This window comes from Paramuribaculum intestinale, assembly GCF_030759015.1.
GTDB classification, from domain to species: domain Bacteria; phylum Bacteroidota; class Bacteroidia; order Bacteroidales; family Muribaculaceae; genus Paramuribaculum; species Paramuribaculum intestinale.
Map to the genome: position 1 here is coordinate 568,219 of NZ_CP098825.1, position 24,915 is coordinate 593,133.

A 24,915-nucleotide genomic window follows, 5' to 3' on the forward strand; every position below is an offset into this window, starting at 1 on the left:
GCGACATAGCGGCAGTCAGATTATTTCAATATTGCGGATAGTGGTGAGATCAGATTTTGGGACCTTTGGACTTCTTTTGCTCCTTCTGCTGGGTCTCGTTGTTGGGTTCAGTCTGACCCTTACGGAGCGGCTCTCGGATATTCTTTGTCGCCTCGTTGGTCTGACCGTCGTTGTTGACGGACAGCTGAGTCTTGCTTTCCTCGGCGATGCCGACGACTTTGCTGCGGTCAGGATATTCGCGGGTGGTCTCCGGCTGCCCCTTCTGCGGGTCAAACTGAACATAGATGATGCAGTCGTTGCCGAACTTATCCTTGCTTTCTCCTACACGGACAAGTTTGCCGGCCATGTAGTCGGCCTGTTTCTGCTCGTCCAGCGGAATCTTGCACCACTGGTGCAGACGCTTGATGTTGCCGTCCTTGTCGAGCCAGTTGCCCTGTGTCTGCTTGTCACCTTCAGGTGCCTGGGTCTGAGCATCCTTATTGCGGAGTTCCTGATTCTCCTTGCGGTAAGGTTCGGAATTGAATCCGACATCGCGCTTCTCGACGCTATACTGAAGGTCAGCATAGAATTTTCGACCGTCGGCGAGTTCTACAAACTTCTTGGGCAGAATGCCACCGTTTTTCAGGATTCCGATTTCTCTCATTGTCAGCTCGATATTGGCGATTTTCGGCTTTATATAGGTGCCATCCACCGTCTGGCTCTCAATCTCGTTGGTCAGTTTGTCAAGGCTGACAATACATTTTTGTACTTCTCCTGTCTTCGGGTCAACGAGGTCAACGGCTTTACCGAGGTTGCCGGTCTTGCGCAGCTGAGCCTTGTCCTGCTCTGTGAATGTATAGCCACGATACTCCTGTTCAAGATTGGGACGACTCTTCATGAAATGGGGCGAAAGAGTGATACTTCCGTCAGGATTATGCTTGAACGAAAGTTTGGCATCCGCCTCTATGCGCTGTCCATCGAGCACGGGGGCAATTCGGACGAGATTCGGAGACTTGTGATTGTAAATCATCTGCCGGAGGTCTCCGTTCTGTTCGAGCTGCTGACGTGTCACGCCCCACTCCTTTTCGATGGTTGCCCAATCAATTTTGTTGGGGTCGATAGGAGCTGCCTTAATCGCCGTGACTGCCGCCTCCGGTTGGCTCTGTACATTGTCAGGCTCGGGCTGAGGGTTTACCTCCGGTTCCTGCACCGGGGTCTGTTCTTGCGATTGCGTCTGAGCCACAGACTTCACATCTACTTCGTAAGGTTTGAGCATCTCGCCGTTTGACACCGGGTCTTGGATAAGGTCGGCCATTGCGGGAGCAATGGCGTCATAGCGGTCGGCGGGGAGTTTGAAGAATCCGAACAGAGAGGGGTTCTTTGCCTGACGGATGAAGTTTGACATGAACGCTTCGAGGGGGTTCTGCCCCTTGTTGAACTTAACGAGGTCGCTCAACTTGGCAGTCTTTGCGTCTGCCATCTTCGGGGTGCCGTCGGGATTCTGACCGACGACCGCGCCTACCTGTCCCGTCTCGTTGTTGCGGGCAATCAGCACCTCCTGGTCTTGGAGTTGTTCCATAAATTATTTTGTTTTTGAGTTTACGCCTTTATTGGCGTTCTGTTTGATTCTATCCTTTATATCGGTGGCTCTCGGGTCATCGGAATGGACGAAGTTCTTTTCGATAAATTCATCGAACTGTTCCTGGGTGGTAAATACCGTATGTCCGTCAAGACTGATATAATATTTCAGTTTCTCATCGCTGCGGTAGCGTTTTATTGTTCTTGTACTCAGGTTAAGACCTATCGCTATGTCCTGCACCATTATTATGGTCTTGCCTTTGTAGCTAAGCCGCACACGGTTTGTCTTGGACACCAGTTCAGCCAGAGAGTTGGCGATTTTTGACAACAGGAATAATGCTACTCCAAATGTGTCCATTATCCATTTCTGATATGGCTGGGCGTTGACCGGTGGTTGTGGAGGTGGTTTTGTCATATCCATATTTTGGGGTTCTTTTGGTTTGATGTTGCAAAGTTAGCGGGTAAAAATCCGGCGGTTAATAGAGTAATCCGGTAGTACCGAAACATAAATTTTCAAATTATTTTTCGACATGATATTATTGCTGGATTTCAACTGATTACCTTTCATGCCATATCAGAACATCATGAAATTCGTCTGTTTTATCGGTTGTATTCGGTAGTTGAACCGTGGATTATGCGTTGGCATACTCGCTGTTAAGCGTTCTGACAGCTGACATCAGGAAATATGCCCTGTCTCCGTCTTCGGGACATCTGCGTATGATTTCGCCTCTGGTCTTGTAGTATTTATCCGAAGAATAGTCCAGACCGAACAGACGATGCACACGAGTGATAATCTCATTGCTCGTTATATTGCCGCCGTTGATCATCTTCATGGAGATTACCATATTGATGATTTCACATACAGCGGTGTATTTAGATGAGAGCTTGACCTTCTTTTCAACTTTCGGTGATTCCTCGCACTTCGGCTCACCGGTCTCGCATGACACCGTGACGCCATTTTCCACCAAGAGTTCCAGCTGTCGAAGCAGCCCCTTGGCTATTTCAAGGATACGGGCCGCGTATCCCCTTAGTTTCTTCCCGATGGTGTCTCCGATGATATGGGAGACTTCCGAGATGAACATGGTAAGTCCGGTATGTATCTCACGCCAGTTCAGCGAACTGTGGACGAATGAGACGATTATGGAGCGCATATCCTCATAGTGCGCTTTCATGTCGGTTTCATTCCCGTCTTCAAGATTCAGGAAGAACCGGGTTTTCAGGAGGGTGAATGTCATATCCATAGTTTTTGAAGTAACCTTAATCCGGCGGACTAATTTGTCGCCCGTTTGCGAAATCCAAACACGACAGCGGCTGGATGTGTTTGTATTTTATTCTGTCTGTTAAGGTGTTACAAAGTGACACTAAAAATTCAAAAACACATCTGACTACACTTTTATTATGTGAATCAATCTGAATGTTAAAATCATTATGGCGGACAACTATTTGATTGTTAGAGTTGTTTCTCTTTAAATGCAATAGTATGATTTAACAGATATATAAATTCCATAAATGTCACGTCCCCGCAAGACAATCCCACAAGAACCTGCCTCAGACTGCCACGGGGTGCAGAAAATATTGCTGTACAGCGCGTCGGATGAGAGCATTGCCGATTACTCGAAGACATTGCGAAAATTCGGTGATGCTTTCGAGACCGTAAACAATATCACCGAAGCAAAAAAGATGCTCAGGACCCGTCAGTTTGATTCTCTTATAGCTGACCTGACCAACTTCGAGGGTAGCGGCAGAAGACTCATCCACTGGGCCAAGGCGCATATGCCCGGTTCATTCAAGACCCACGGCTATATGCGTACTGACATTCCCAACCTTATCAAAAACATATACTGCCAAGGTATTGACCAGAGGTTTTATTACGACCATGCCGATATAGACCATCTCACCAAGGTCATATTCTCGATAAGCATAAACCATCCGGACATGACATGGGTAAGGGACATAACCGTCGGACAAAAGGAACTCAGACGCATTATCGGAAAGAAGTCTGCAATGGAATGTCCCGTCTTGCTGCAAGGGGCGAAAGGTGTAGGCAAAGAGCCTCTTGCATTGCTGGTACATTGTATGAGCAATCGTGTCGCTTACAATTTTCTGGTGCTTGACTGTAATCCACGCCAGAAATTTGACTACGCATATCGAGAGAACAGGGACTGCCAGTCCAACAGACAGGCTTTGAGGGAGAACTTCGAGGCATTGTTCGGAGAAGCCAACAAGGGCACCGTTTACTTCCGCTCTTTCACTCATATGTCTCTTATGGCGCAGGAGGTGCTTGTGGATGTGTTTGAAAGAGGTTTGTGCCGTAATCCGGAGACAGGTCATATGGTCAGGTTCGAGGGAAGGATAGTCTTTGCGACAAACAAGTCTTTGCCGGAACTGGTCTCAGCCAACAAAGTGTCAGCCAGATTGTATAATCTTCTGATGAATACAACAATGTCCGTAAGCCCGCTGGCAAAATACCGGGATGAGCTTGTGACAATGGCAAAAGCAATGGTGGACCTGCATTGCGCCAAAGGCCGTGGCAAAGGAATGACATTCACATCCGCCGCCGAGAAACTGATAAGGAGCTATGCTTGGCCTGCAAATATCGAGGAAATGAATATGGTCATGGAGTCCGCCATCTCAACAGCCAGAATGAGGGAAATCGGAGTCGGAGATCTGTCTCTCATCACTTCCGAACGGGATGATTACAAGAAGGTATCCCTGCCGGATACCCGGGAGGGACTTGAAGCCCTTATCCGTGAACATAAGGGATGTATTGCAAAAGTTGCAAGGGCCTGTGGATTCTCACGGAGTATGATATATAAGCAAATGAATATTCATGGGATACCTGTTGGATATAAATAATATCAGCTCGCCATGACAATGAATTTCATTCGCTGTCATGGCGGGCTGACATATTCTCAAAGTTTGGGGCCGGCGGCGCGAAACCCTCTGGGCGGAGTGGCTCCACAGCCTCCGATTATTATGCGGGAACTTAACGGTTCTCGCTGGCGATAACCGGGAGACGCAGGTTCGGCAACCATTGTTTCCTTCGGGCCGGTTGCCTGAGACGGGTTATCTCTTACTTCGACCCTTTGGGTATCGGGCTGCTGCTTGTTCTCATCTCCGTCCTGCTCCTCTTTCTTGGGAGCGAGGGCGGCGGTGATTTTGCGGTCGAGGGCGGCAAGTTCGGATTTGAGCAGCTTTAACTCATCCTCTTTGCCCCACGTCTTGGCGACGATGGCTTCGAGTTGGGGAACGTCGGCTTTTAGTTTGGCGGTTCGTTCCTCATACTGGGCGATGATGCCGGGTATCTTCTCCAGAGCGTTGACAAAGTTCATGCAGGCGGCATGGGTGTCGGACATTGCGATAAAGCCGTTGTTGAACTTGTATTTGTAGTTGCCCTCAACTACAAATCGGTTTTGAACGGTCTCTTTTCCGTCGGCTAACACCCTTTCGGATATAATACTGATGGGGAAGCCATAGACTTCTCCGATACGCTTGTACTGACCGTGGGTGTCGGTTTTCAACGCCAGACCTTGCAGGTGGATACCCATGTTCTGCTCGTCACGGAGGTTGCAGGTGTCGATAGTGAGATTGTTGACGGGGTTGCCGTCTTTATCCCGCTGAACGACCGAAGCATACCGGGCGGCGTCCTCCTTCATGCGACTGATTGCCGCCTCGTTGTTGGCGATGTCGTGGCTGATGGTCTGGAGTCTGAACTTGGAATCTGATATGCCCTTGTTGTGGGCTTTGCGCTCAGATTCCAGTGCCGCGATACGTTTCTCTAACTTGGCTTTCTCCAACAGGTCGGTGTTGCCGCTGAGAATAGCCATATACTCCGAGAAGTTCATGCCGTTTTTCTCGTCCATTGCACCCTCGTCGATTGTTCTCGCTCCGAGTGCGCCGGATTTGAGCTGGTCGATGAATGTCGCCTTGCAGTGAAGAAGATTGAACTTGTAGGAATCAAGAGACTTCTCAACTGCGTAGATGATTACATCCACCTTATTATCAGCGTATAACTTGGCAATCTCGTTGCCGGCTCTAACTGCCCGACCGTCACGCTGTTGCAAATCGCTTGGACGCCAGGGTGTATCGAGGTGATGGACCGCGACACACCGCTGCTGTGCATTGACTCCGGTACCCAACATTGTTGTCGAACCGAACAAAACTCTCACATCGCCACTGTTCATCGCCTCGATGACTGCCTTGCGGCTACGCTCAGTCTTACACTCCTGAATGAAGCGTATTTCATGAGCCGGAATACCATAATCCTCTATCAGCTTGCGCTTGATTTCGGAATAGACATTCCATTCGCCGGGCTTATATGTTCCCAAATCACTGAAAACAAACTGTGTACCACGCTGGACATCGTATTTTCTGTAATACTCAGCTATCATCTTGGCACAGTGCGAGGCTTTGTTGTTGGGGTCATCCTCGGCATTGGGGTCAATCATACGCATATCAAGAGCCATCTTGCGGGCATAGTCCGTGGCAATGAGCATCTTTGCCTTTTCCTCGGTTTCAGATAACGGTGCGCGTCCCAATATGGTAGCATCGCCACTCTCGGCAAACTTCATCAGTTTCTCGATGAAGGCTTCCTGCTGGGGCGTCGGCGGGATATTATGAAGAATCTCGTTCTTCATCGGTCTATCAACTCCAACATCTTCGGCAGTACGGTAATCCGTTATCTCATTGTAGAATGCCGCAAGTTCCGGCACCTTGATAAAGAACCTGAATCTCTCCTTCTGGACTATATGATTTGTGACATTGAACTCAAAATCAGTGGTCTTCTTGGCAAAGATTGCAGCCCATGCGTCGAAGCAGCGTATATCCTGCCTTTCAAGCTCATTCGGACGTAGATACTTGAACAACAGATACAATTCAGTAAGCGAGTTACTGATTGTAGTACCCGACAGGAATGTCGCGCCCAAATCCTTACCGGTTCTCTCTTGAATAGTACGGATTGCATAGAGAAGATTCAGCGCACGTTGCGAGCCTTCCGAGTTGCCTAACCCAGCCACTCTATCATGGCGGGTGTTGAACATGAGGTTCTTGAACTGATGCGATTCATCAACGAAGATGTGGTCGATACCCATCTGTTTGAAGTCCACAACATTGTCGCGATTCTGATCCATCTGGTACTGAATGGTCGCTATCTTGGCGGTAAGATTCTCCTTTCGTTTTATCAGACCTTTGAGCATACCACGCGACACATCATGCCCCTGCTGCTTAACCACTTCAAGGTTCTCCTCAACAGTATCAAGTTCAGCCTGAAGGATTTGCTGCTGCATCTCCGGCGACTGCGGTATCTTGCCGAACTGGTCGTGAGACATTATCACGCAATCATAGTCGTTGTTCTTTATCTGGTTGAAGAAGTTGACACGGTTGTCTGCCTTGAAACTCTTTTCATCGGCAAACAGGATACGGGCATTGGGGTAAGCCGACTGATAGGTCATGGCAATCTCGGCTACATTGGCTTTAAGACCAATGATCATCGGCTTATGTGCCAGTCCGAGACGCTTCATTTCATGCGCTGCAATGCACATTATCAGTGTTTTACCCGTCCCTACCTCGTGGTCGCACACGCCACCTCCATTCTGTTTCAGCATCCATATACAGTCCATCTGACTTTGATATATGGAGCGGATTCCATACCTGTCACCCAATAATTTCATATTGAGGTCAGGGAAGGTCTGGTGACTGCCGTCATACTGCGGACGGACGAAGCAGTTGAACTTGTCATTGTAGAGGTCAACGAGTTTTTCCTTGAACTCTGGTGACTGGGCTTCAAGCCACTCGCTGAATCCGTTTCGTATCTCGTCAATCTTTGTGTTGGCGAGTTGGATTGCCTCGTTATCCGGCACCTTTATGTCGTTGCCGTTGTCGTCCTTTCCGGCTGACTTCTTGATGTCGGGAACGGTGTTGTGCAGGGCGTGCTTCAGCAGGTTCATACCGTCGTAGGTGCGGTAATAGCCTCTTACGCAGAACTCTTCCCAGATGGTCATGTTCTTGCGGCTCGCCTCTGCCGAGTATTCATCCATTGAGGAAGAATAGGCTATCTTCACATCGGTGTGGAACAGGTACGACATATATGCCGAATATATACCCGTGGGAATCCATCGCTCACCGAAGTTGAAATCAAGCTCATCGAACTCGATACGGCGTGGCCGGGCTTCCTCCAACGCTTTGAGGGAGTCCTTCGACATGGCTACGAACGGTTCAACCCCGTCATAACCGGGGAAATTCTTGATGCGCTCTTCCTCCCGGTCAATCCATGCCCTTACATCGTTGGCTTTCGCCACGACATTGCCGGCGATGAAGCGGTCTTTAATCTCGTAGTTTTCGACTAATGGATTATAATAGATGTGTCCTTCGAGGTTATCCACCAAGGAATCCTTATCCATATCCACCAGCCCCGACATATATTCGAGATTGACCTCACCATATTTATTGAGTGAAGCGGACAGAGCCTCCATAGGAGTATCTACCGAAGTAACCTCGTCAATGGCGAATGAAACCGGATGGTCGAAAATATCAGCCTTGACAAAGCGACCGTTTTCGCCGCGCTCCAATGCAAGTGCATCCCTGCCATTCGCGTCCATCAATATAAATCTCACATTCTGTTTCTCGTTGAGATTACCATATTTCTCTACAAACTCGTCGTAATACTGATTGAGGTGTTCGCGCAGTTCGGCACTTGCCTCATGTGTCTCAGCCTCGTAATTGTAAAGTTGCTGGTATGTCTCCGACAGGGTGACATAAAGCATGGCTCGTTTTGCCTGTTCCGGCTTTAATTCCAGAGGGTTAAATGTGGCACCGCTCTTGCGGACTTCTGAAAGAAATCCTACAAGACCGTCCTGAACGACCATACTGCCGTTGTGGTGGAAGAACTGAATGTCCTCCGAGAAAGGACGTGGCGACATATCGACCTTGACAGGCTCTGTCTTGACAGTAGAGCGTTGGCCGGGAATGAAGTCTCCTTCGGTGCGCTGGATTGTGATACCACCTTCTTGGATAGTCTCGCCATTGGATGTGGCTTGTTTGGCGGCTTCTTCCGTCTCACGTTCATGACGCATTTCCTCCAACTGACGATGTGCAATTGACATCATAGTCTCGTAAAAACCATTGATGGGCGGATTGTCCTCCCAGTTCAGAGAGCCGTAAAACTCCAGCTCCTTTTCATTGAGCGGACGGAATTTTTTGACAGGAATGTCTTTGACCTCAACACTCGGCTTCGGCTTGGGAGTATCCTCAGCCGGTTTCGGCTGACGGCGGGGCTTACCGATAGGCTCCAATTCTCCAAAAAGATTGTATGCGAACAGTCGAGGGTCTGGATTATCGGTATAATCAGGACTACCATCTGTCTCTATCTCCTTGGCTGGTTCAGCTTTTGGTGACTCTACGGGAGCGGGGGCAGGAGTTGAAGCCGGTTCCGGTTCGGGCTTAGGCTCTGCTTTCGGCGGCTGATTGGGCGTAACCGTCTCAACCACTTTCTGCTTGGTAGTCTTTTTCAACTTGGGGTCTTCAAGTTGCTCACAGATTGCCACTCGTTTACCGGCCCGCACAAGTTTGGGAAGGTAAGTGTCAAGCGCATGATGTGGAAAACCTGCCAATTCTATTCGGCTGTCAATACCAGTCTGGCGACGGGTCAGGGTTATACCTAAAATTTCGGAGGCAACAACTGCATCCTTACCGAAAATCTCATAGAAGTCGCCAACTCTGAAAAGCAACACGGCATCAGGATGTTTCTTTTTCATCTCCTGATACTGCTGCATCAGAGGCGTGTTGGTGAGACTCGACTTCTTTTCTACCTTTGGAGTTTTTTTAGGTTCCGGCTTAATAGGGTCAGGCGTAGGCGGCTTGATTCCGTTGGAATTGTATAATTCCAGATGCAGGCGCAGGTGTAGCGACTCATCGAGTGCCCTGCGCAAGTCTTCGGCAATGCCATCGACACCTCCGTCATGGTGGTACACGATGGCAGGTTTGCCATACTGGTCAGTGCCAACCTTTGCATCGGTGCATATCACATTTTGCGGAAAAGCCTGAAAGAATTTGTTGCCCGGCACTTTTGTACCCCGGTCAACAACCGACTGGATGAAAAACTCTTCATCAGCCGACAAGGACTTCTTTCCGGTGTGCTTCTGCATGATGATAAGGTCTGAGCCAACATCAGTCCCGGCATTGTCGGAGAAAGTGTTGTTAGGCAGACGTAATGCCGCCACAAGGTCAGCCTTTTTCACAAGCTCCATTCTTATGAAAGGCGAAGCGGCATTCATCACACCCTGTGATGTAATAAAGGCGATAAGACCGCCTTCTCTCACTTGGTCAAGACCTTTGAGAAAGAAGTAATTGTGCAATGACTTGGAAGCCTGACGATAGCCAATCTCTTTGCTAACGGCATAAGCCGGATCTGCAACCGCAAAGTCTCCAAAAGGAACATTGGATGCGGCGACATCGAAGTAACCGTTGAAGTCGCTCTCAATCTTCTCGAAGCCCTCTATGCGGGTAAGAATAGACGGATGTAGGGCCGACAGAATTTTGCCAGTGAGCAAATCCTTTTCGTATGCTAATACCTCGGCACCGGGGTATCTGCCATTACGAAGGAAAGAGTCAATAAAAGCACCCTGACCGGCAGAGGGTTCAAGAAAACTTTTTATCTCGACTCCTTGATATTTTAGCGCGTCGGATATTGCATCCACAATATGGTTGTCAGTATAGAAAGCGGTCAGCGTTGAAGCCTTCAACGACTCCATATAACGATTAAACTCCTTGTCGTCATGCGAATAGTCATGGATAAGACAACGCAGTTCAACCGTCGGAGCGAACAGTTCAATATCCGACTTGCTCCATTTGGCTGCATCCGCCAACTCATTGGCATCATTGAGAATACACTTCAACCCGCCAAACCCGGCATACTTGCGCAGCACCGCAATTTCCTCAGCAGTCTGCGCCCCGCGCCCCTTGACACCGAGGCTAAACGCCATCCGTATAGCCTCGATGTTGTCGCGCATCGTCTGTAATCGGTTAAAGGCCATATTTCTCAAAGAATAATGTTATGCGGCCTATGATGATAAGTCTAAAAACCGCCCCTTCAGAAGTGTCAAGCCATTCATTACTTAGCTCTATTCCCTTGAACTCCGGTGCCAGTTCTTCAAGGAACGTGTATGTCCAAAATTCAATGGATTCTTCCTCTAATGAAATCTGGTCAGTAAATTCGTCCATCAATATCTCGCTGACAAAATCATAGGCTGAAATTTCAAGACCTTCATAAAGAGCGGCCATTGCTTTTTCACTTGAAATGTAATATTCATCTCCGTCCAATCGCGATGCTACAAATACATCATAGGCTTTCTCCGCCCTTGTCGCAATGAAAGTATCATCGTCCGCTTCCGGGAATCTATGTTCCGACAAATAATTTCGTAGGAACAGATTGTAATAGTCAAGGTCATAGCCTCGGCTGTCAAAATTATTAGTCATTATTATGTTGTGGATTTGTGGTTTCACCTCTTCTGTTGAAGGAGGTGCTTGAGTTTCGGATCTGCGGCTATACGGGCAAGTTCATCACTTACAATATCGCGGACATCCTGTTTCACTTTGTCATAGTTTGCCTGAATATCAGCCTTCATCTGACGCCTGTCGGGTGTCGGGTCCTTGAAATCGGTCAGAACTGGAATCGGCTCATAGGCTTTCATTTCAGCATCAACCTTTTTGCTGTCAACTACAATCTCAGCATGGAATATTTTTTGATCAATGCGCTCAGTCAGATTATCGCTTACGGCTCCGACAAAGAACCCCTGAGTGAGAGTTGAAATCTTGCTTGGGGGTATAAGGCTGTCCATCTGGGTATTGAAGGAGTGACTTACATCCTGACGATTGATGGACAATGACTGTCGTTTCTGCAACACCTTACCGAAACGCTCGGAAAGTGTCTTGGCGGTCGAGCCTACGACTTGCCCGGAGAAGATATTGCCGACGGTGTTCATCACCACGGCAGCCTCCGGTTTTCCGTAGTCGCGCTCCAACTGGGAAAAATCCTGAAAGCCGAGACACACAGCCACCTTGTTGCTTCGGGCGGTAGCTATGAGATTGTCGAGGCCCTTGAAGAAAATCGTTGGCAGCTCGTCAATTATTACGCCTGACTTCAGCATGCCCTTCTTGTTGATCAGCTTTACAATTCGGCTGTTGTATAGACCCAGCGCTGCACCATATATATTCTGGCGGTCAGGATTATTGCCGACACACAAAATCTTCGGTTCTTTGGGATTGTTGATGTCGAGAGTAAAATCGTTGCCGGTCATCACCCAATACAACTGTGGCGAAATCATTCGGGACAGCGGTATCTTTGCCGATGCAATCTGGCCGGCCAACTGTTCCGCCGCACCTCCGAGCCATGCGTCCATAAATGGAGACAGGTAGTTTTCCAAGTCGGGATAGCTGGTAAGGATAGGGAAAATATCCTCATATCTGCGACATAGAAATTCAATGGCGTGTGGAAATGTACAATACTCTCCATCCTTGTATATGCGTAAAAACCATATAATTGCTGCGAACAGTACGATTGGAGATTCAACAAAGAAGTCACCCTGCTTCTGAACCCACGACTTATTGAGATTCAACATAATAGTATATGCACTCTCGTAGGCATCGGCTATGTCGGACATGAAATTTGGATGAATGGGATTACAGCGGTGACTGCGTTCCGGATCATCGAAATTTATCATATAAAACTTAGGCGGGGTCTTGCCGTAGGCTTTGAGGTGCTTTTTCAGGTGGTTGTATGCTATAATGCTCAAATTCGGGGCGGGTAGGTCGGCGCCCTTGCGGGCGCTTTCCCCCCTAAGAACCGTGCATGATAGTTTCCCATCACACGGCTCAAGCAACAATATTTCAGAGTTATTCCGAAACACGCTCATTCTTACACTTCTTTTTATGTGTCACACTCAGATAACAGCTTTCGTGGACAATGGACAATGAATTCTTACCGTTGACGGATGACATCATTGTATGCCACGGTGTTTCAACCGTTATCGGTTCACCACAGATTGGACATCTTTGGTTCTGCCTTTTCCAAATATTGAAAAGCGTCCTTTTACCACTCATCGACATCTTCATTTTGACGGTGCGCCGTTTTTCACGGTACTCCGTCCATTCGGGGTCAAACGGATTGAGGTCACATTTCAGTTGCGGATATGTCTGGATTTTTGTATTGAACAATATTGTCAACGGTACTAAGTATTCTTCTCCCTTTGAGTCAATTTTTGTCGTGGCAAATATCCAGTCCCGATTCCCAATCTTGTGGAAATAGCGTTGTTTAATCCAAGTACGGTTCTTATTTCCGTGCCTACGGATTCCCCATCGCCACAGTTTCTTGAAGATTAGAAAGTCCGCTTTTCGGAACGTTTCCGAGGCCGCACTATATTGATAATAGTTCGCCCATCCTTTGAGAATAGGATTGAGACGCATGATAAGTTCATGTTGGGAAGTTCCACGAGAGCGATGTATCTCTTGCTTTACCTTTTCCAACATCCTCTTTACGCGGTCTTTGGCTGGTTTCGTCAGCAGAGTGCCATTGAATTTGCGGACATTGAAGCCGAGGAAATCAAAACCGTCTTCTATATGGGTTATCAACGTTTTCTCTTCGGACAGAGTCAGTCCCCTTTCCGCAAGAAACGATGCAACCAACGGTTTGACCTTCTGTTCCAGCAGTTCTTTTGATTCGCCCGTGATAATGAAATCATCTGCAAACCTGACAAGCCTTACTTTCGGACAGTACCAACCCGTAGAACCTTTCTTTGATTCCCAAGGGAAGTTGTCTTCGAGTAGTTTCTGTAATCCGTCGAGTGCCATATTAGCAAGCGTTGGCGATATGATACCACCTTGCGGTGTACCCTCGTCTGTCGGGAAGACTTCGTTTTCAAAGATATACCCACATTTGAGCCATTTCCCAAGTATGGTTTTATCCATTGGAATGTGCTTCATCAGCCAGTCGTGGCTGATGTGGTCAAAGCACCCTTTGATGTCGCCCTCCAGAATCCATTGTGGCGAGTACCTCTTTGAAAGAAGAGTGTGGCAACGTGCCATTGCATCGGCAGTGCCTCTTTCCTTTCTGAAGCCAAAGGAATAGTTGTCGGCAGTCGTTTCCGACACAGGTTCCAAGGCGAGTAGGTAGAGTGCCTGCATCGCTCTGTCTTTCATTGTGGGGATACCCAACGGTCTCAGTTTGCCATTGTGCTTCTTTATGAACATTCGTCTCAAAGGCTGAGGCTTGTAGCCTCTTCTTCTGAGTGTGAAGATGGCTTTGTATTTCGATTTCGGGGTTGACCACAATACCTTGTCAACGCCCGAAGTCTTTTTGCCATCATTTGAAGTGACACGCCTTACAGCCAATGCCTTGGAGTAAAACGAGTGGGTAAGAGTCCATTGCAAAGCCTTCACTTTGCCGAACTTACCCTCTTTCTGAGCTTTTACAATACGCGCTTGTAGCTTACTGACCGCTTTCTCACACTTGTTCCAATCAATGTTTTCCCAAGTTGATTCCTTGTGGTCAGAAGATGCACACGAGTTTTTAGGCCCGTCCATTTGCTTTTCTTCTTTCATAAGTTCTAAAAGTTATCTTGTAAAATGTTACCATATCGGAAGTCTGCACACTTTCGTGTCGGATGATGTGGCTCATTGCCATACATGGCAATGAGGTCAATCCGTATCCGCTCCGTTACAGAGCGGCATTCGCTTTCTCCGACTTTCCTTTACCTACATACCATTGTACCTCCCTTGCGTTCGGCCTACCATGATTGCTCATGGAGATATATAGGCTTACCGTGTTCTGCATCAGTGCCGATGACGGTTTAGGCTCTGCCTCTCCACCGGTGGCTCTGTTGTTCGCGTAACCCCAAAATGCACAGGGTTATCCGGCCACACACCGTTTTGGTTCAAGCTTGTAAGCATTAGTAAGCTTGTTCGACTTAACGATGGTTCTGACAGTTCACTTGCGTTAGCCGTGCCGTCAAGCCAAGCCCCCTAACCGCATAATGCTTGCGGTTCTTGAAGTCCCCTCACGGTTCATTCTCGACCCTTTCGGGAGGGTTACCTTGTCCGAGCAGCTTAGTACATCATAAGACGCACCTGCCGTAGGCTACTATTGGCGAAACAATAGGTCAACTCTTTTCACTCCTCTGAATGAACGGCTGACAGCCACTGATGCAACTTTTCACGTCACACGCTCTTGAAATCGTAGATGTATGCGCTATATCCTTTCTCTATCATCTGTTTGATGAAATTATTGACGACTGCGTATGACTTACCGGAGCCGGGGGTGCCAAGCACTATCGAGGCGCGAAACGGATTCACCACGTTTATCCAGCCCTTGTTCCACCGTCTTTTATAGTAGAACCGGGTGGGCAGATTGATTGAATATTCATTTTCCATCAGGCGTGTTTCCTGCTGGAATGATTCATTCTCATCATTGAAACGGTCATCCATCATATTGTTTTTCAGCAATCGGCTCATCCATACGCCCCCCAACAGAAGGCAGACAAAGCCTGTTGCTGTTGTGACGATGTAGATGACAGTCCATCCGAGTGACAATATCCACCAGTTGAGGAAGAATAATACTGAACCAATGCTGAGGAACAACCATATATGTACCCATTTGATTTTCTCGTTCTTGACGCCCTTGGTGCCAAAACATGAGAGGGCAAGCAGCAGTAAAGCCCACCATTTGGCGTTCCAAGGATTATTGAACAGTCCTCCCGCCTCGTTGAGATTGCCGAGCACCTTCATTGTCTCGGAATGGAACCGCCAACCGCCAATAAACGACTGGCAGAACCAATAGATATTGGCGACCACAAGTATCAGACTTATGCCACGGAGCATATCCATGATTTTAGCCAAAGACCTGAGGTCATCCTCTTGTTGCGACATAATAATTTGAAAAAAATGTTTCAGCGTACTATTTATTAGTATATGGCAAATGAACCATTACGCTACAAATGCAGTAGAAAGGAAAAGCCAGTGAGTGTCCGTCGTTATCAACGGGAGCGGTATAACAAGACTGAAAATGTCAAAACTCACTGTAGAAGTCTTCCCGGGAGGAAGGTCCTTTCTCGTCCAATCAAGGGGCGATTATAAAACTTGACAAGAAGGTTGGCGAATGATGTTCGTCAGCCTTTTTAATGTTTCGGTCGTTGACCGCGCTTCTTCTTTTTCTTCATGCGACGGATGAATTCTTCCTCATCCGGATTGAAACTCTGACCTTGCTGAAATAGATCCAGCCCGGGAATTGTGAGGTCATAGTCGTCTGATATATCCCTGTTAGTTGTGGAGGGACGATTCTGATTTGCGGTTTTTTCATGAGGTTGAGCTGTAGCTTGTCCGTCACCGCTGTCCTGATGTGAGTTTCTCTCCGGCTGTTCTTGTTCATTGACCGGGGAAATAGGTTTATCCTCAGAATTGTTGAACCAGCGGTCAAGAGCATTTGCGGAGAATGCTTTGCCAAGTCGAGAGCCATTCAGAACCGTCTTTGTGTTATGGTCAATGAAAGTGGCTCCATATATACGACCCTCGTCCGTGTAGCGTAGAATCAGGTCGATGTTCTGCTCATGGAGTCCGGCTATGAAATCATCCTTACCGGCTGACCGGCTCATGACAGCGGAAACCATTCTCTTTGTAGGACGGATATCAATCTTGTCTTTGGCTCTTTCAAACCGTGCTTCAATCGCTGTTCTGCTTGCAAACTTTCCAAGTCGCGAAGCCTTCAAGGGAGTTGAGATAGTCTTGCCGTCATCATCGGTAGCATGATATACCAGTCCATGATACTCCCGACCGTTGACTCTTCCGTCAGCAGCCTCACACCTTATATTATATAAGGAGAGGATTGCGTTGAACTCTCCAAGAGTCTGGAACCTGTAACGCATACCCACCATCTTGACGGTATTGGCAACCTGACGCTTTATATCTCCGTCAGGGTCAACCTTACGGATGGGCATATCGAGAGTAATCTTTTCTCTTTCAGCGGGCTTCAATCCATATTTTTTCTCAATCTCCCGGGTTATCTCCTTGCTTCGGTAAAAATTGTTCCTGTCGGAGATACATCTACCGTCAGTGCCAACCCTAAGAGCCACGATATGAACATGGTGCCTGTCTATATCTTCATGCTTCACTATGAGATATGGCATCTCACCGAATCCCATCTTTTCCATATACTCATGGGCAAGTCGAGTGAAATCAACATCACTCAGTCTATCATCAGGATGCGGATTCAATGAAATGTGCATCATAGGTTTTTCAGTACGTGTGGATGAAGGCATCCATCGTTTGAAATCCTCGAATACACGACCGATATTGATTTGACCGGATCCGTCATTGAAGATAAGGTTTGTATCAAGTACACGGCCTTTTTCTTTATTGATTTTCTCCCCGTTATATGCTATTGCTCCATAAAGAGAATTGCCTAATGAGATTTTAGCAACCATTGCTCGTCAAATTTATTGGCGAGATCAACAATCTGCCTGTTTATCCGGGCAAGTTCCTTTGTGTATTGCTCCAGACGATATAAGGCAGTCATTGCTTTCTTTTCGGTGAAATTCTCTCTTAACGTCTTGACCAGAGTGTCATAACTTACTCCAAGTGTACGGTACTGGGAGTTGAGGGATGAAAGGCGGTCTATGAATTTTCGTGTATTCTCATCTATGACAAACACCTTGAATGGCTTGCCAAAGAATTGCATTTTTATGAACGCTGCCATAGATTCCACTCCTGACCGTTCGTGCATGGCGATGAGTCTGGCGTGCTCCTGAGCATTGAAATTGACCGTACATCGGAACACCGTCGGATCAAGCTTGGGTTTTCGCCCTGCATTTCGATAGTTATTACTCATAAATTATCATGTGGATTTGTGGGTTTCGCAAAGCGACTGTGAGTGGCAAACCGCAGGTTATTCGCAAGAATTTACGACTTCGGAGTAAATTGTACCATGCGCAGCATGGCAAGGGTGCCGTGTGCCGCAATTTTAATTGCGTGCATCGTGGCACATACCTTGCCATGTCTATGTGGACATTCTATCCTATATAATATGTGGAATGTTGTTGATTTCGGTGCCGGTTAATCCGAATCAGCGTGTTTCCCTGTCTTGCATGGAGCGGCTTGTGGCGTATCTCCGGTGCTTTTGCTGATATAAAGTTACGAAAAAGTCATGGCATATACCAAATTTCGAGAGGGGCTGAAGCCACTTTTTTGAAATGGCTTGCTTTCATGTGTGTGCGGAAGTGTTTCTGTTTTGAAATTCCGGGTGTTGAAAGACCCGGGTAGCGAAAGTGACAAGCCGTGCCATATTGGACATTCGTAATGCCACGACCTCTAAAAATTTGGAGACCTTATGATTAAGTCATTAACTTTGCAACACATTCAGCCGATGATACTATCCTTGAACAGTTCAAAGTATTGTGTTAAGGAACGACATTTCAACAGATAGTCACATCGTATGAATTTTCAATCTGACGCTCAATAATTCCTATGACAGCTCAGGAATAAGGTTGAATGTATGATGTACTTACAGTTCATATTATCTACTTGTGGAACTTGTTTTGAATACTTCATACTGTCTGCCTATTGTCTGCTCAATCATAAGAATGGCAATATTGACTGTCAATTTATCCATCTATAGTTAATATCCTAATATCTATATGCGTAAAGGTCTTTACACGTATCGGGTATATTCAGGATTACGGCTGTAGGAAGAGCGAGGCTGACCGATGGTGACAAATCGGGACAAATCATGTGTTTGTAAAGCCACGATACTTAAAAATTTGGAAACAGGCTGCTGCATATCGTAATTTTGCATTGCTGACTGGCCAACGGTATTCCGCCAAGCGTTCAAATAATGTCCATAGGAATCGCATTTGCCCGAATACCATAGCCGTCCGGCACAAGAAAACGCTTGCAGTATTTCGGTCTTGAACAGTCGCATAACAGTCGCAGTTGTCAAAATGTTACTCTCGGACAATCTTGCCACCTGATATGAGCGGTTCGAGCTGACAGCAAGTTCCACCCCAACCATTTAATAAATTCGCAGACATAGGCGGTCGCCAGCAACAGTTCCCCGGGAAACAGAGCCGGTCTGTTTGCAAGGCTTGCGCTGACGGCCATCGCTATGCTCTGACAAAACCACTCTATCTGCAATTAGAATGAAAGATCCAAAGTTTGTTGCCTTTTCCACTCAAAAGGGTGGTGCCGGCAAAACAACCATGACGGTACTGATGGCGAGCTATCTTTACTATGTCAAGGGATTGAAAATCCTCGTTGTTGACTGTGACTATCCCCAGTTCAGCATTGAGGAAATGAGAAAGCGGGATTCCACGCTGCTCGAAATCAACGACTCCTTCAGAAAGGCTGTGATGGAGAACCGCAGGCGGACGGGACTTGAACCATATCCGTTGCTCATGGTCAAACCTGAAGACGCCATGCTCAAGGTAAGGGAAATCATCGAGGCGGGCAATGAGATTGACGTAGTCTTTTTCGACCTGCCCGGAACAGTCAACAACCGTGGAGTTGTCAATATTATCAACTGCATGGATTCTGTGATAGTTCCGATAGCGGCAGACAAGGTAATACTCGAAAGCTCTCTCGCCTTCGCGCTCAAAATTCAGGAATGGCTCACTACCGGTAAATCTCAGGTAAAGGAGATGTATCTTCTCTGGAATCAGGTTGACGCTCGTGAGAAAACCGACCTCTATGACCAATATGAAGAGTTATTCGAGGAACTGGGGTTACAGACTCTCAAGACGAAGATTCCTGACACCAAGAAGTATCGCAGAGAGGGCTCAAAGACGCTCGACCGCCCGGTATTCCGCTCTACAGTCATGCCCCCGGACAAAACGCTGCTCAAAGGTTCGAGGCTTCCCGAACTGGCGGAAGAAATACTGTCGCTGCTCAAATCCTGACGGCTATGGCAAAAGTCTATGAATCGGATGTCGATCCCGACGATTTCATCAGGTCATTCCGCGAGGAGCCCTCCGGTGTGTCATCGCTGAAGAAGAAACCCGCTGATAACACTGAGGATAAAAATCCCGAAACGGCTCCGGTGCCGGAATCGCCACCAGCCGTCAAACCGCGACAACGAAGCAGTGCCTCTAAGGAGGATGAGGAGATGTTTTCTCAACGGTTTGTGAGGAATATGTCTCACATGCGTCCGCAGATGAAATACCTTATGGTAGAGGTATCACCGGAGTTTGTGAGGAAAATACGAAGAATACTCTCATACGAAAATGGTCCGTCATGCTCTGTGAAGGCTTATGTCAATAATGTACTGGCCGAGCACTTCAAGGAGTTTGAGGATATAATCAAAAAAAGACTATGAATATCGAATGTCAAACGATAGAATTCCTACCCACAAGGTCACTATAGCCGTAACACAGGATACCACAGAAATCGAGGTTGCACCGGTTGATCCCGCCCGGATTGCCTATGTCGAAAAGTATCTGACCCGGAAAGATTCCGCATCAGCTAAAACTTATATCTATCCGGAGGTACTTGCCGTAATAAGGCGGATGGTACAGAGGTGCGGCGTTCCGCAAGCAACCATAGGCGGCTATCTCTCGGAGATAATTCTTGACCATTTTGAGAAGAACCGCGACATTATGCAGAGCATATTTGACGACAACAAGTCCAATCTGTTTCAATGAATGCAATACTGATTTTTCTCCTTTTGGTCAGCAATATATCACTTGCCACGATTGTGTTATGCCGGAAAAACAATGGAGAAAAGCCGTCCGTCAAGTCCGAAGATGATAAAAAGTCAGCCAAGACTGATGACAGTGAGCAGTCAGATGATTCTACGCAGGAACTACCCAGTGCCGATGTAGTCGGCAAAAGCGCACTTGATATTGATGAATGGCGCAAGATTGTAAGGGAGGAGTTCCGTGAAGTTGTCCCGCTCATAATCAAGGAATTTGGCTCTCCTGCCGATGCCGGTTGGGATGATGAGGAATACGTGCCTCAGAAATACCGTAAGGTTGTTGCCAAAGAAGACCTTGAAGATGTATTCTCCAACAAAACCGCTTCTGAACTGACAGGAGAGGCACCGACCCCGGCCCCACCTATGGCTGACGGAATTGACTTCAAACAGATGGATACAACAATGAAGGTACTCAAAGGCAAGTCCGATAACCCGGAAGACATCGAGACCACAAAAAGAGTCCTGTCTGAAGCGGGTGACGCTGCAATCTTTGAGGTAATCAAGCTCGACCCTGTGATTCAGAAACGTATCCTGATGATTGAATGTCACATCCCAAAGGAGAAGGCTGACACTACTGCCACCCAAGTCGATAAAACAGATACCCCCAAACCGAAAAAGATTGTATATCATGCCGATATAAACACTGAGGGTATTGATGCCATTGACTTCAACATTTACCACTGATCCATCGCTCTACGGAGTAATCAAAACCAACCCAAAATTTATGATTAAGATTCTCAAAAGTCTGTATAGCCGAGGCATTGCATGGTGTAACACGCCATCACGCCGATTTAATGTTGCGAAAATGATGCTTGTGGCTATCATGGCCGCCTGCGCCTCTGAAATGTTTGCCGCCGGAAACGGTCTGGCGGGTATCAATGAAGCTACATCGCTCGTAACAGGATATTTCGACCCGGGCACCAAGCTCATATACGCCATCGGCGCGGTTGTCGGTCTCATCGGTGGTGTCAAGGTCTATTCCAAGTGGTCGAGCGGTGATCCCGATACCACAAAGACTGCCGCCTCGTGGTTCGGAGCCTGTATCTTCCTGATTGTGGCCGCTACAATCCTCCGCTCGTTCTTCCTCTAATCATCTGAGCCAATGGCCGAATATGCTATAAACAAAGGCATAGGACGGTCGGTAGAGTACAAGGGTCTGAAGGCGCAGTATCTGTTCATCTTTGCCGGGGGCTTGCTCGCCCTGTTCGTGGTGTTCGTCATCATGTATATCGCCGGCCTGTCCCAATGGATCTGCATAGGATTTGGCGTTACTGCCGCCTCAGTCCTTGTCTGGCTCACCTTCCACCTCAATGCCAAGTATGGGCAATACGGTCTGATGAAACTTGCCGCTGTGAAATATCATCCGCGCTACATCATCAACCGTCTGTGCCTTAACCGAATGATTAAAGGTAGAAAACGATGAGAAATATACTGAAAGCCACAACACTGGAATCCAAGCTGCCGCTGCTTGCCGTTGAACACGGCTGCATCATCAGCAAAGACGCTGATATAACGGTTGCGTTTGAGGTCAGCCTGCCGGAACTTTTCACGGTAACATCTGTCGAATATGAAGCCATGCACGGAGCATGGTGCAAGGCAATCAAGGTATTGCCACACTATTCGGTGGTGCATAAGCAGGATTGGTTCTGCTCCGAGAAATATCAGCCGGAGTTGCAGAAAGATGACCTCTCTTTCCTTGACCGTTCATTTGAACGCCACTTCAATGAGCGTCCGTACCTCGCCCACAGGAGCTATCTGTTCCTGACAAAGACCACGAAGGAACGGGCACGTCAGCAGAGCAACTTTTCCACTCTTTGCCGTGGTCGAATCACTCCGAAGGAACTCAATCACGAGATGGTTGTCAAGTTCATGGAGTCGGTGGAACAGTTTGAGCGCATCATCAATGACACCGGCTATATCAAGTTGCGTCGCCTATCTGATGATGAACTGGTGGGAACAGAGAATACTTCCGGTCTTATCGAGAAGTATATGTCGCTGACAATGGACGATGTTACCTGTCTGGAAGACATAGACCTCGATGCCCGTCAGATGCGGATTGGAGACAAGATACTCTGTCTGCACACTCTATCCGACACAGATGATCTCCCCGCAAAGGTCAGCACCGATAACCGTTATGAGCGGTTATCGACTGACAGGAGTGACTGCCGCCTCTCATTTGCAAGTCCCATTGGGTTGCTGTTGCCCTGCAACCATATCGTCAACCAGTATGTGCTGATTGACGACCACGATGAGAACTTGGCGAAGTTTGAGAAGACTGCCCGAAATATGAATTCCCTTTCGAGGTATAGCCGTAGCAATGCCATTAATAAGGAGTGGATTGACCGCTATCTCAACGAGGCTCATTCATACGGGCTGACCTCCGTCCGCTGTCATGTCAATATAATGGTATGGAGCGACGATACCGAGGAACTGCGGCGTATCAAGAATGATGTCGGGGGACAGTTGGCGACAATGGGTTGTATGCCACGGCACAATACCATCGACTGCCCGACACTGTTCTGGTCGGCAATGCCCGGCAACGAAGCTGATTTTCCAGCCGAGGAAAGTTTCTACACTTTCATTGAACCTGCCGTCTGCTTTTTCACTGCCGAGACCAACTACCGTAGCAGCCTGTCACCATTCGGGATAAAGATGGTAGATAGATTGACCGGGAAACCGATACACCTCGACATATCGGATGAGCCGATGAAGAAAGGTGTAACGACCAACCGCAACAAGTTCATTCTTGGGCCGTCAGGTAGCGGCAAGTCGTTCTTCACCAACCATTTTGTCCGCCAATATTATGAACAGGGAGCGCATATCCTTCTGATTGACACCGGAAACTCTTACGAGGGCCTTTGCAATCTGATTCATAATAAGACGCATGGCGAGGATGGTGTATATTACACCTACACCGAGGACAGCCCGATTTCTTTCAATCCATTCTATACCGATGACGGTGTCTTTGATGTGGAAAAGAAAGATTCGATCAAGACGCTGCTGCTGACGCTCTGGAAGTCAGAGGACGACAGGGTGACAAAGACCGAAAGTGGCGAATTGGGTTCCGCGTTGTCGATGTTCCTCGATAAGATGAACAAGGATAAGAATATTGTGCCATGCTTCAATTCATTTTACGAATTTATGCGCGATGATTACCGCGCTGAAATGGCACAGCGTCCTATCCCCATCTACAAACAGGATTTCGACATTGACAACTTCCTGACCACCCTGCGTCAGTATTACCACGGAGGCAGGTTTGACTTCCTGCTGAACTCCAAAGCCAATATTGACCTGCTGAACAAGAGGTTTGTGGTCTTCGAGATTGACAGCATCAAGGATAACAAGGAATTATTCCCAGTGGTGACAATCATCATCATGGAGGCTTTCATCAACAAGATGCGAAGGCTCAAAGGTATCCGAAAAGTCCTTATATGTGAAGAGGCTTGGAAGGCTCTTTCTTCGGCTAACATGGCGGAGTATATGAAGTACCTCTATAAGACTGTGCGTAAATACTTTGGTGAGGCGGTAGTGGTGACGCAGGAGGTTGACGACATTATTTCGTCGCCTATTGTCAAGGAGACTATCATCAACAACTCCGACTGCAAGATACTTTTGGATCAGCGCAAATATATGAATCGCTTCGACCAGATTCAGGAACTGCTTGGTCTGACCGACAAGGAGAAGTCGCAGATACTCAGTATAAACATGGCAAACAATCCCAATCGGCTCTACAAGGAGGTGTGGATTGGTCTTGGTGGCACACAGTCAGCCGTCTATGCCACGGAGGTAAGCAAAGAAGAATATCTATGCTACACAACAGAGGAAACGGAAAAATTACGTGTGCTTGAAATGGCGCATAAACTTGGCGGTGATACAGAAACCGCAATAAAATTATTAGCAAGTCAATAATGAAAGATTTAATTTACTTCTACTATGAGCATGAAGTTTTGATGGATTTTATAGGAAAATCGTTATGGTATATGTTTTGGTCAGGTGTAGTTCTTCTTGCACTGTATCTTATCGGCAGGATAGGATATTCGACCTACACTTCCGTCAAATACCTCTATGACAAATCGGAGCAACGGGTCAAGCACTGGTTTCACTGTAAAGTCGAACACATCGTGGGGCGTATGCGAGTATCCGTTGACAAGGCTATAAAGGAAGCACTCCAAATTGATAAAGAAATAGCCTCAAACGACCCGCGACAAACACTTGTAGGCACATGGATGTCGGATGCAAAGGACTATTTCATAAAGATATATCAGGCTGGAAACCTATATCTTGCAATCGCTGAAGATTATAGGATTTCTCAAAAACGAAAGTTTACGGCTCCCCTAAGAATCCCGTTCGACCACAAAATCAATCCCGATATTTACTATCTCGATGATTCAAATTACTGTACCATTGCGTACAATTCAGTTGACGACACAGTTCTTGTCGCCGATTATTATGGTATCAAATTGTCAAGATGTTCAGAATTTGCATATGAGACTATAAAAAGGATAATGCCAACCGTCAAGCCTGAAATATTTGAGCCTATCACACTACGCCCGGAGGTAGCTAAGAACATTAACGATATTGAGGCTGCTTTCAACTCTGCAAAAGAGGATGTGGCTGACAAAACATAAATAAAT

Annotated in this window: 17 protein-coding genes and 2 pseudogenes; 9 read left to right on the forward strand and 10 right to left on the reverse strand. The window is 47.3% G+C overall.

Features of this window, described 5'->3' with window-relative positions; all coding sequences use genetic code 11:
* Positions 1-49: 49 nt before the first annotated feature.
* The 3 genes from NF347_RS02455 to NF347_RS02465 form a co-directional block, all read right to left on the reverse strand.
* The gene (locus tag NF347_RS02455) at positions 50-1,558 is read right to left on the reverse strand and encodes a DUF4099 domain-containing protein (protein ID WP_107036635.1); all 1,509 of its coding nucleotides are present in this window, start codon (positions 1,556-1,558) and stop codon (positions 50-52) included.
* Between the two features lie 3 nt (positions 1,559-1,561).
* Positions 1,562-1,978 (reverse strand): hypothetical protein, encoded by a 417-nt coding sequence (locus NF347_RS02460; RefSeq protein WP_107036636.1) that lies wholly within the window; start codon positions 1,976-1,978, stop codon positions 1,562-1,564.
* A 211-nt stretch (positions 1,979-2,189) separates the two neighbouring features.
* Entirely contained in the window at positions 2,190-2,798 is a 609-nt protein-coding gene (locus tag NF347_RS02465) for a hypothetical protein (protein ID WP_107036637.1), read from the reverse strand.
* 322 nt (positions 2,799-3,120) lie between these two features.
* Here NF347_RS02465 and NF347_RS02470 point away from each other — a divergent pair, with 322 nt between their 5' ends.
* On the forward strand, positions 3,121-4,413 hold the full coding sequence (locus NF347_RS02470; protein ID WP_288083955.1) for a sigma 54-interacting transcriptional regulator: 1,293 nt from the start codon (positions 3,121-3,123) through the stop codon (positions 4,411-4,413).
* Between the two features lie 56 nt (positions 4,414-4,469).
* Here NF347_RS02470 and NF347_RS02475 read toward each other — a convergent pair whose 3' ends face one another.
* The 7 genes and pseudogenes from NF347_RS02475 to mobA form a co-directional block, all read right to left on the reverse strand.
* Complete coding sequence (locus NF347_RS02475) at positions 4,470-10,586, reverse strand: MutS N-terminal domain-containing protein (protein ID WP_133166439.1); 6,117 nt, start codon at positions 10,584-10,586, stop codon at positions 4,470-4,472.
* Positions 10,576-11,028 (reverse strand): DUF1896 family protein, encoded by a 453-nt coding sequence (locus tag NF347_RS02480; protein ID WP_123543052.1) that lies wholly within the window; start codon positions 11,026-11,028, stop codon positions 10,576-10,578. The genes NF347_RS02475 and NF347_RS02480 overlap by 11 nt, the downstream gene beginning before the upstream one ends.
* A 23-nt stretch (positions 11,029-11,051) precedes the next feature.
* Positions 11,052-12,344 (reverse strand): annotated as a pseudogene (locus NF347_RS02485) (TraM recognition domain-containing protein); the annotation flags it as partial.
* A 100-nt stretch (positions 12,345-12,444) separates the two neighbouring features.
* Positions 12,445-14,130 carry a group II intron reverse transcriptase/maturase gene (ltrA, locus tag NF347_RS02490; protein WP_107036658.1) on the reverse strand — a complete coding sequence of 562 codons (1,686 nt, stop codon included), beginning with the start codon at positions 14,128-14,130 and terminating at the stop codon, positions 12,445-12,447.
* A gap of 642 nt (positions 14,131-14,772) precedes the next feature.
* Positions 14,773-15,471 (reverse strand): annotated as a pseudogene (locus NF347_RS02495) (YWFCY domain-containing protein); the annotation flags it as partial.
* Between the two features lie 248 nt (positions 15,472-15,719).
* The gene (mobB, locus tag NF347_RS02500; protein WP_107036641.1) at positions 15,720-17,021 is read right to left on the reverse strand and encodes a conjugal transfer protein MobB; all 1,302 of its coding nucleotides are present in this window, start codon (positions 17,019-17,021) and stop codon (positions 15,720-15,722) included.
* Positions 17,000-17,425 (reverse strand): conjugal transfer protein MobA, encoded by a 426-nt coding sequence (gene mobA / locus NF347_RS02505; protein WP_107036642.1) that lies wholly within the window; start codon positions 17,423-17,425, stop codon positions 17,000-17,002. Before mobA ends, mobB begins: the two co-directional genes overlap by 22 nt.
* A gap of 1,306 nt (positions 17,426-18,731) precedes the next feature.
* On the opposite strand from mobA, the gene NF347_RS02510 reads away from it, so the two are divergent.
* From NF347_RS02510 to NF347_RS02545, 8 genes are all read left to right on the forward strand, one after another.
* On the forward strand, positions 18,732-19,487 hold the full coding sequence (locus tag NF347_RS02510) for a ParA family protein (protein ID WP_107036643.1): 756 nt from the start codon (positions 18,732-18,734) through the stop codon (positions 19,485-19,487).
* Positions 19,488-19,492: 5 nt separating this feature from the next.
* A complete protein-coding gene (locus NF347_RS02515; RefSeq protein ID WP_107036644.1) occupies positions 19,493-19,903 on the forward strand; it encodes a DUF3408 domain-containing protein in 411 nt (136 codons plus the stop codon).
* A gap of 7 nt (positions 19,904-19,910) precedes the next feature.
* Complete coding sequence (locus NF347_RS02520) at positions 19,911-20,228, forward strand: DUF3408 domain-containing protein (protein WP_107036645.1); 318 nt, start codon at positions 19,911-19,913, stop codon at positions 20,226-20,228.
* A complete protein-coding gene (locus tag NF347_RS02525; RefSeq protein WP_107036646.1) occupies positions 20,225-20,965 on the forward strand; it encodes a hypothetical protein in 741 nt (246 codons plus the stop codon). The genes NF347_RS02520 and NF347_RS02525 overlap by 4 nt, the downstream gene beginning before the upstream one ends.
* Positions 20,966-21,086: 121 nt before the next feature.
* On the forward strand, positions 21,087-21,371 hold the full coding sequence (locus NF347_RS02530; RefSeq protein ID WP_107036647.1) for a DUF4134 domain-containing protein: 285 nt from the start codon (positions 21,087-21,089) through the stop codon (positions 21,369-21,371).
* Between the two features lie 12 nt (positions 21,372-21,383).
* A complete protein-coding gene (locus NF347_RS02535) occupies positions 21,384-21,704 on the forward strand; it encodes a DUF4133 domain-containing protein (RefSeq protein ID WP_107036648.1) in 321 nt (106 codons plus the stop codon).
* Positions 21,701-24,190 carry a TraG family conjugative transposon ATPase gene (locus tag NF347_RS02540; protein WP_107036649.1) on the forward strand — a complete coding sequence of 830 codons (2,490 nt, stop codon included), beginning with the start codon at positions 21,701-21,703 and terminating at the stop codon, positions 24,188-24,190. Before NF347_RS02535 ends, NF347_RS02540 begins: the two co-directional genes overlap by 4 nt.
* Entirely contained in the window at positions 24,190-24,909 is a 720-nt protein-coding gene (locus tag NF347_RS02545) for a hypothetical protein (RefSeq protein WP_107036650.1), read from the forward strand. The genes NF347_RS02540 and NF347_RS02545 overlap by 1 nt, the downstream gene beginning before the upstream one ends.
* The last annotated feature ends 6 nt before the right edge of the window (positions 24,910-24,915 follow it).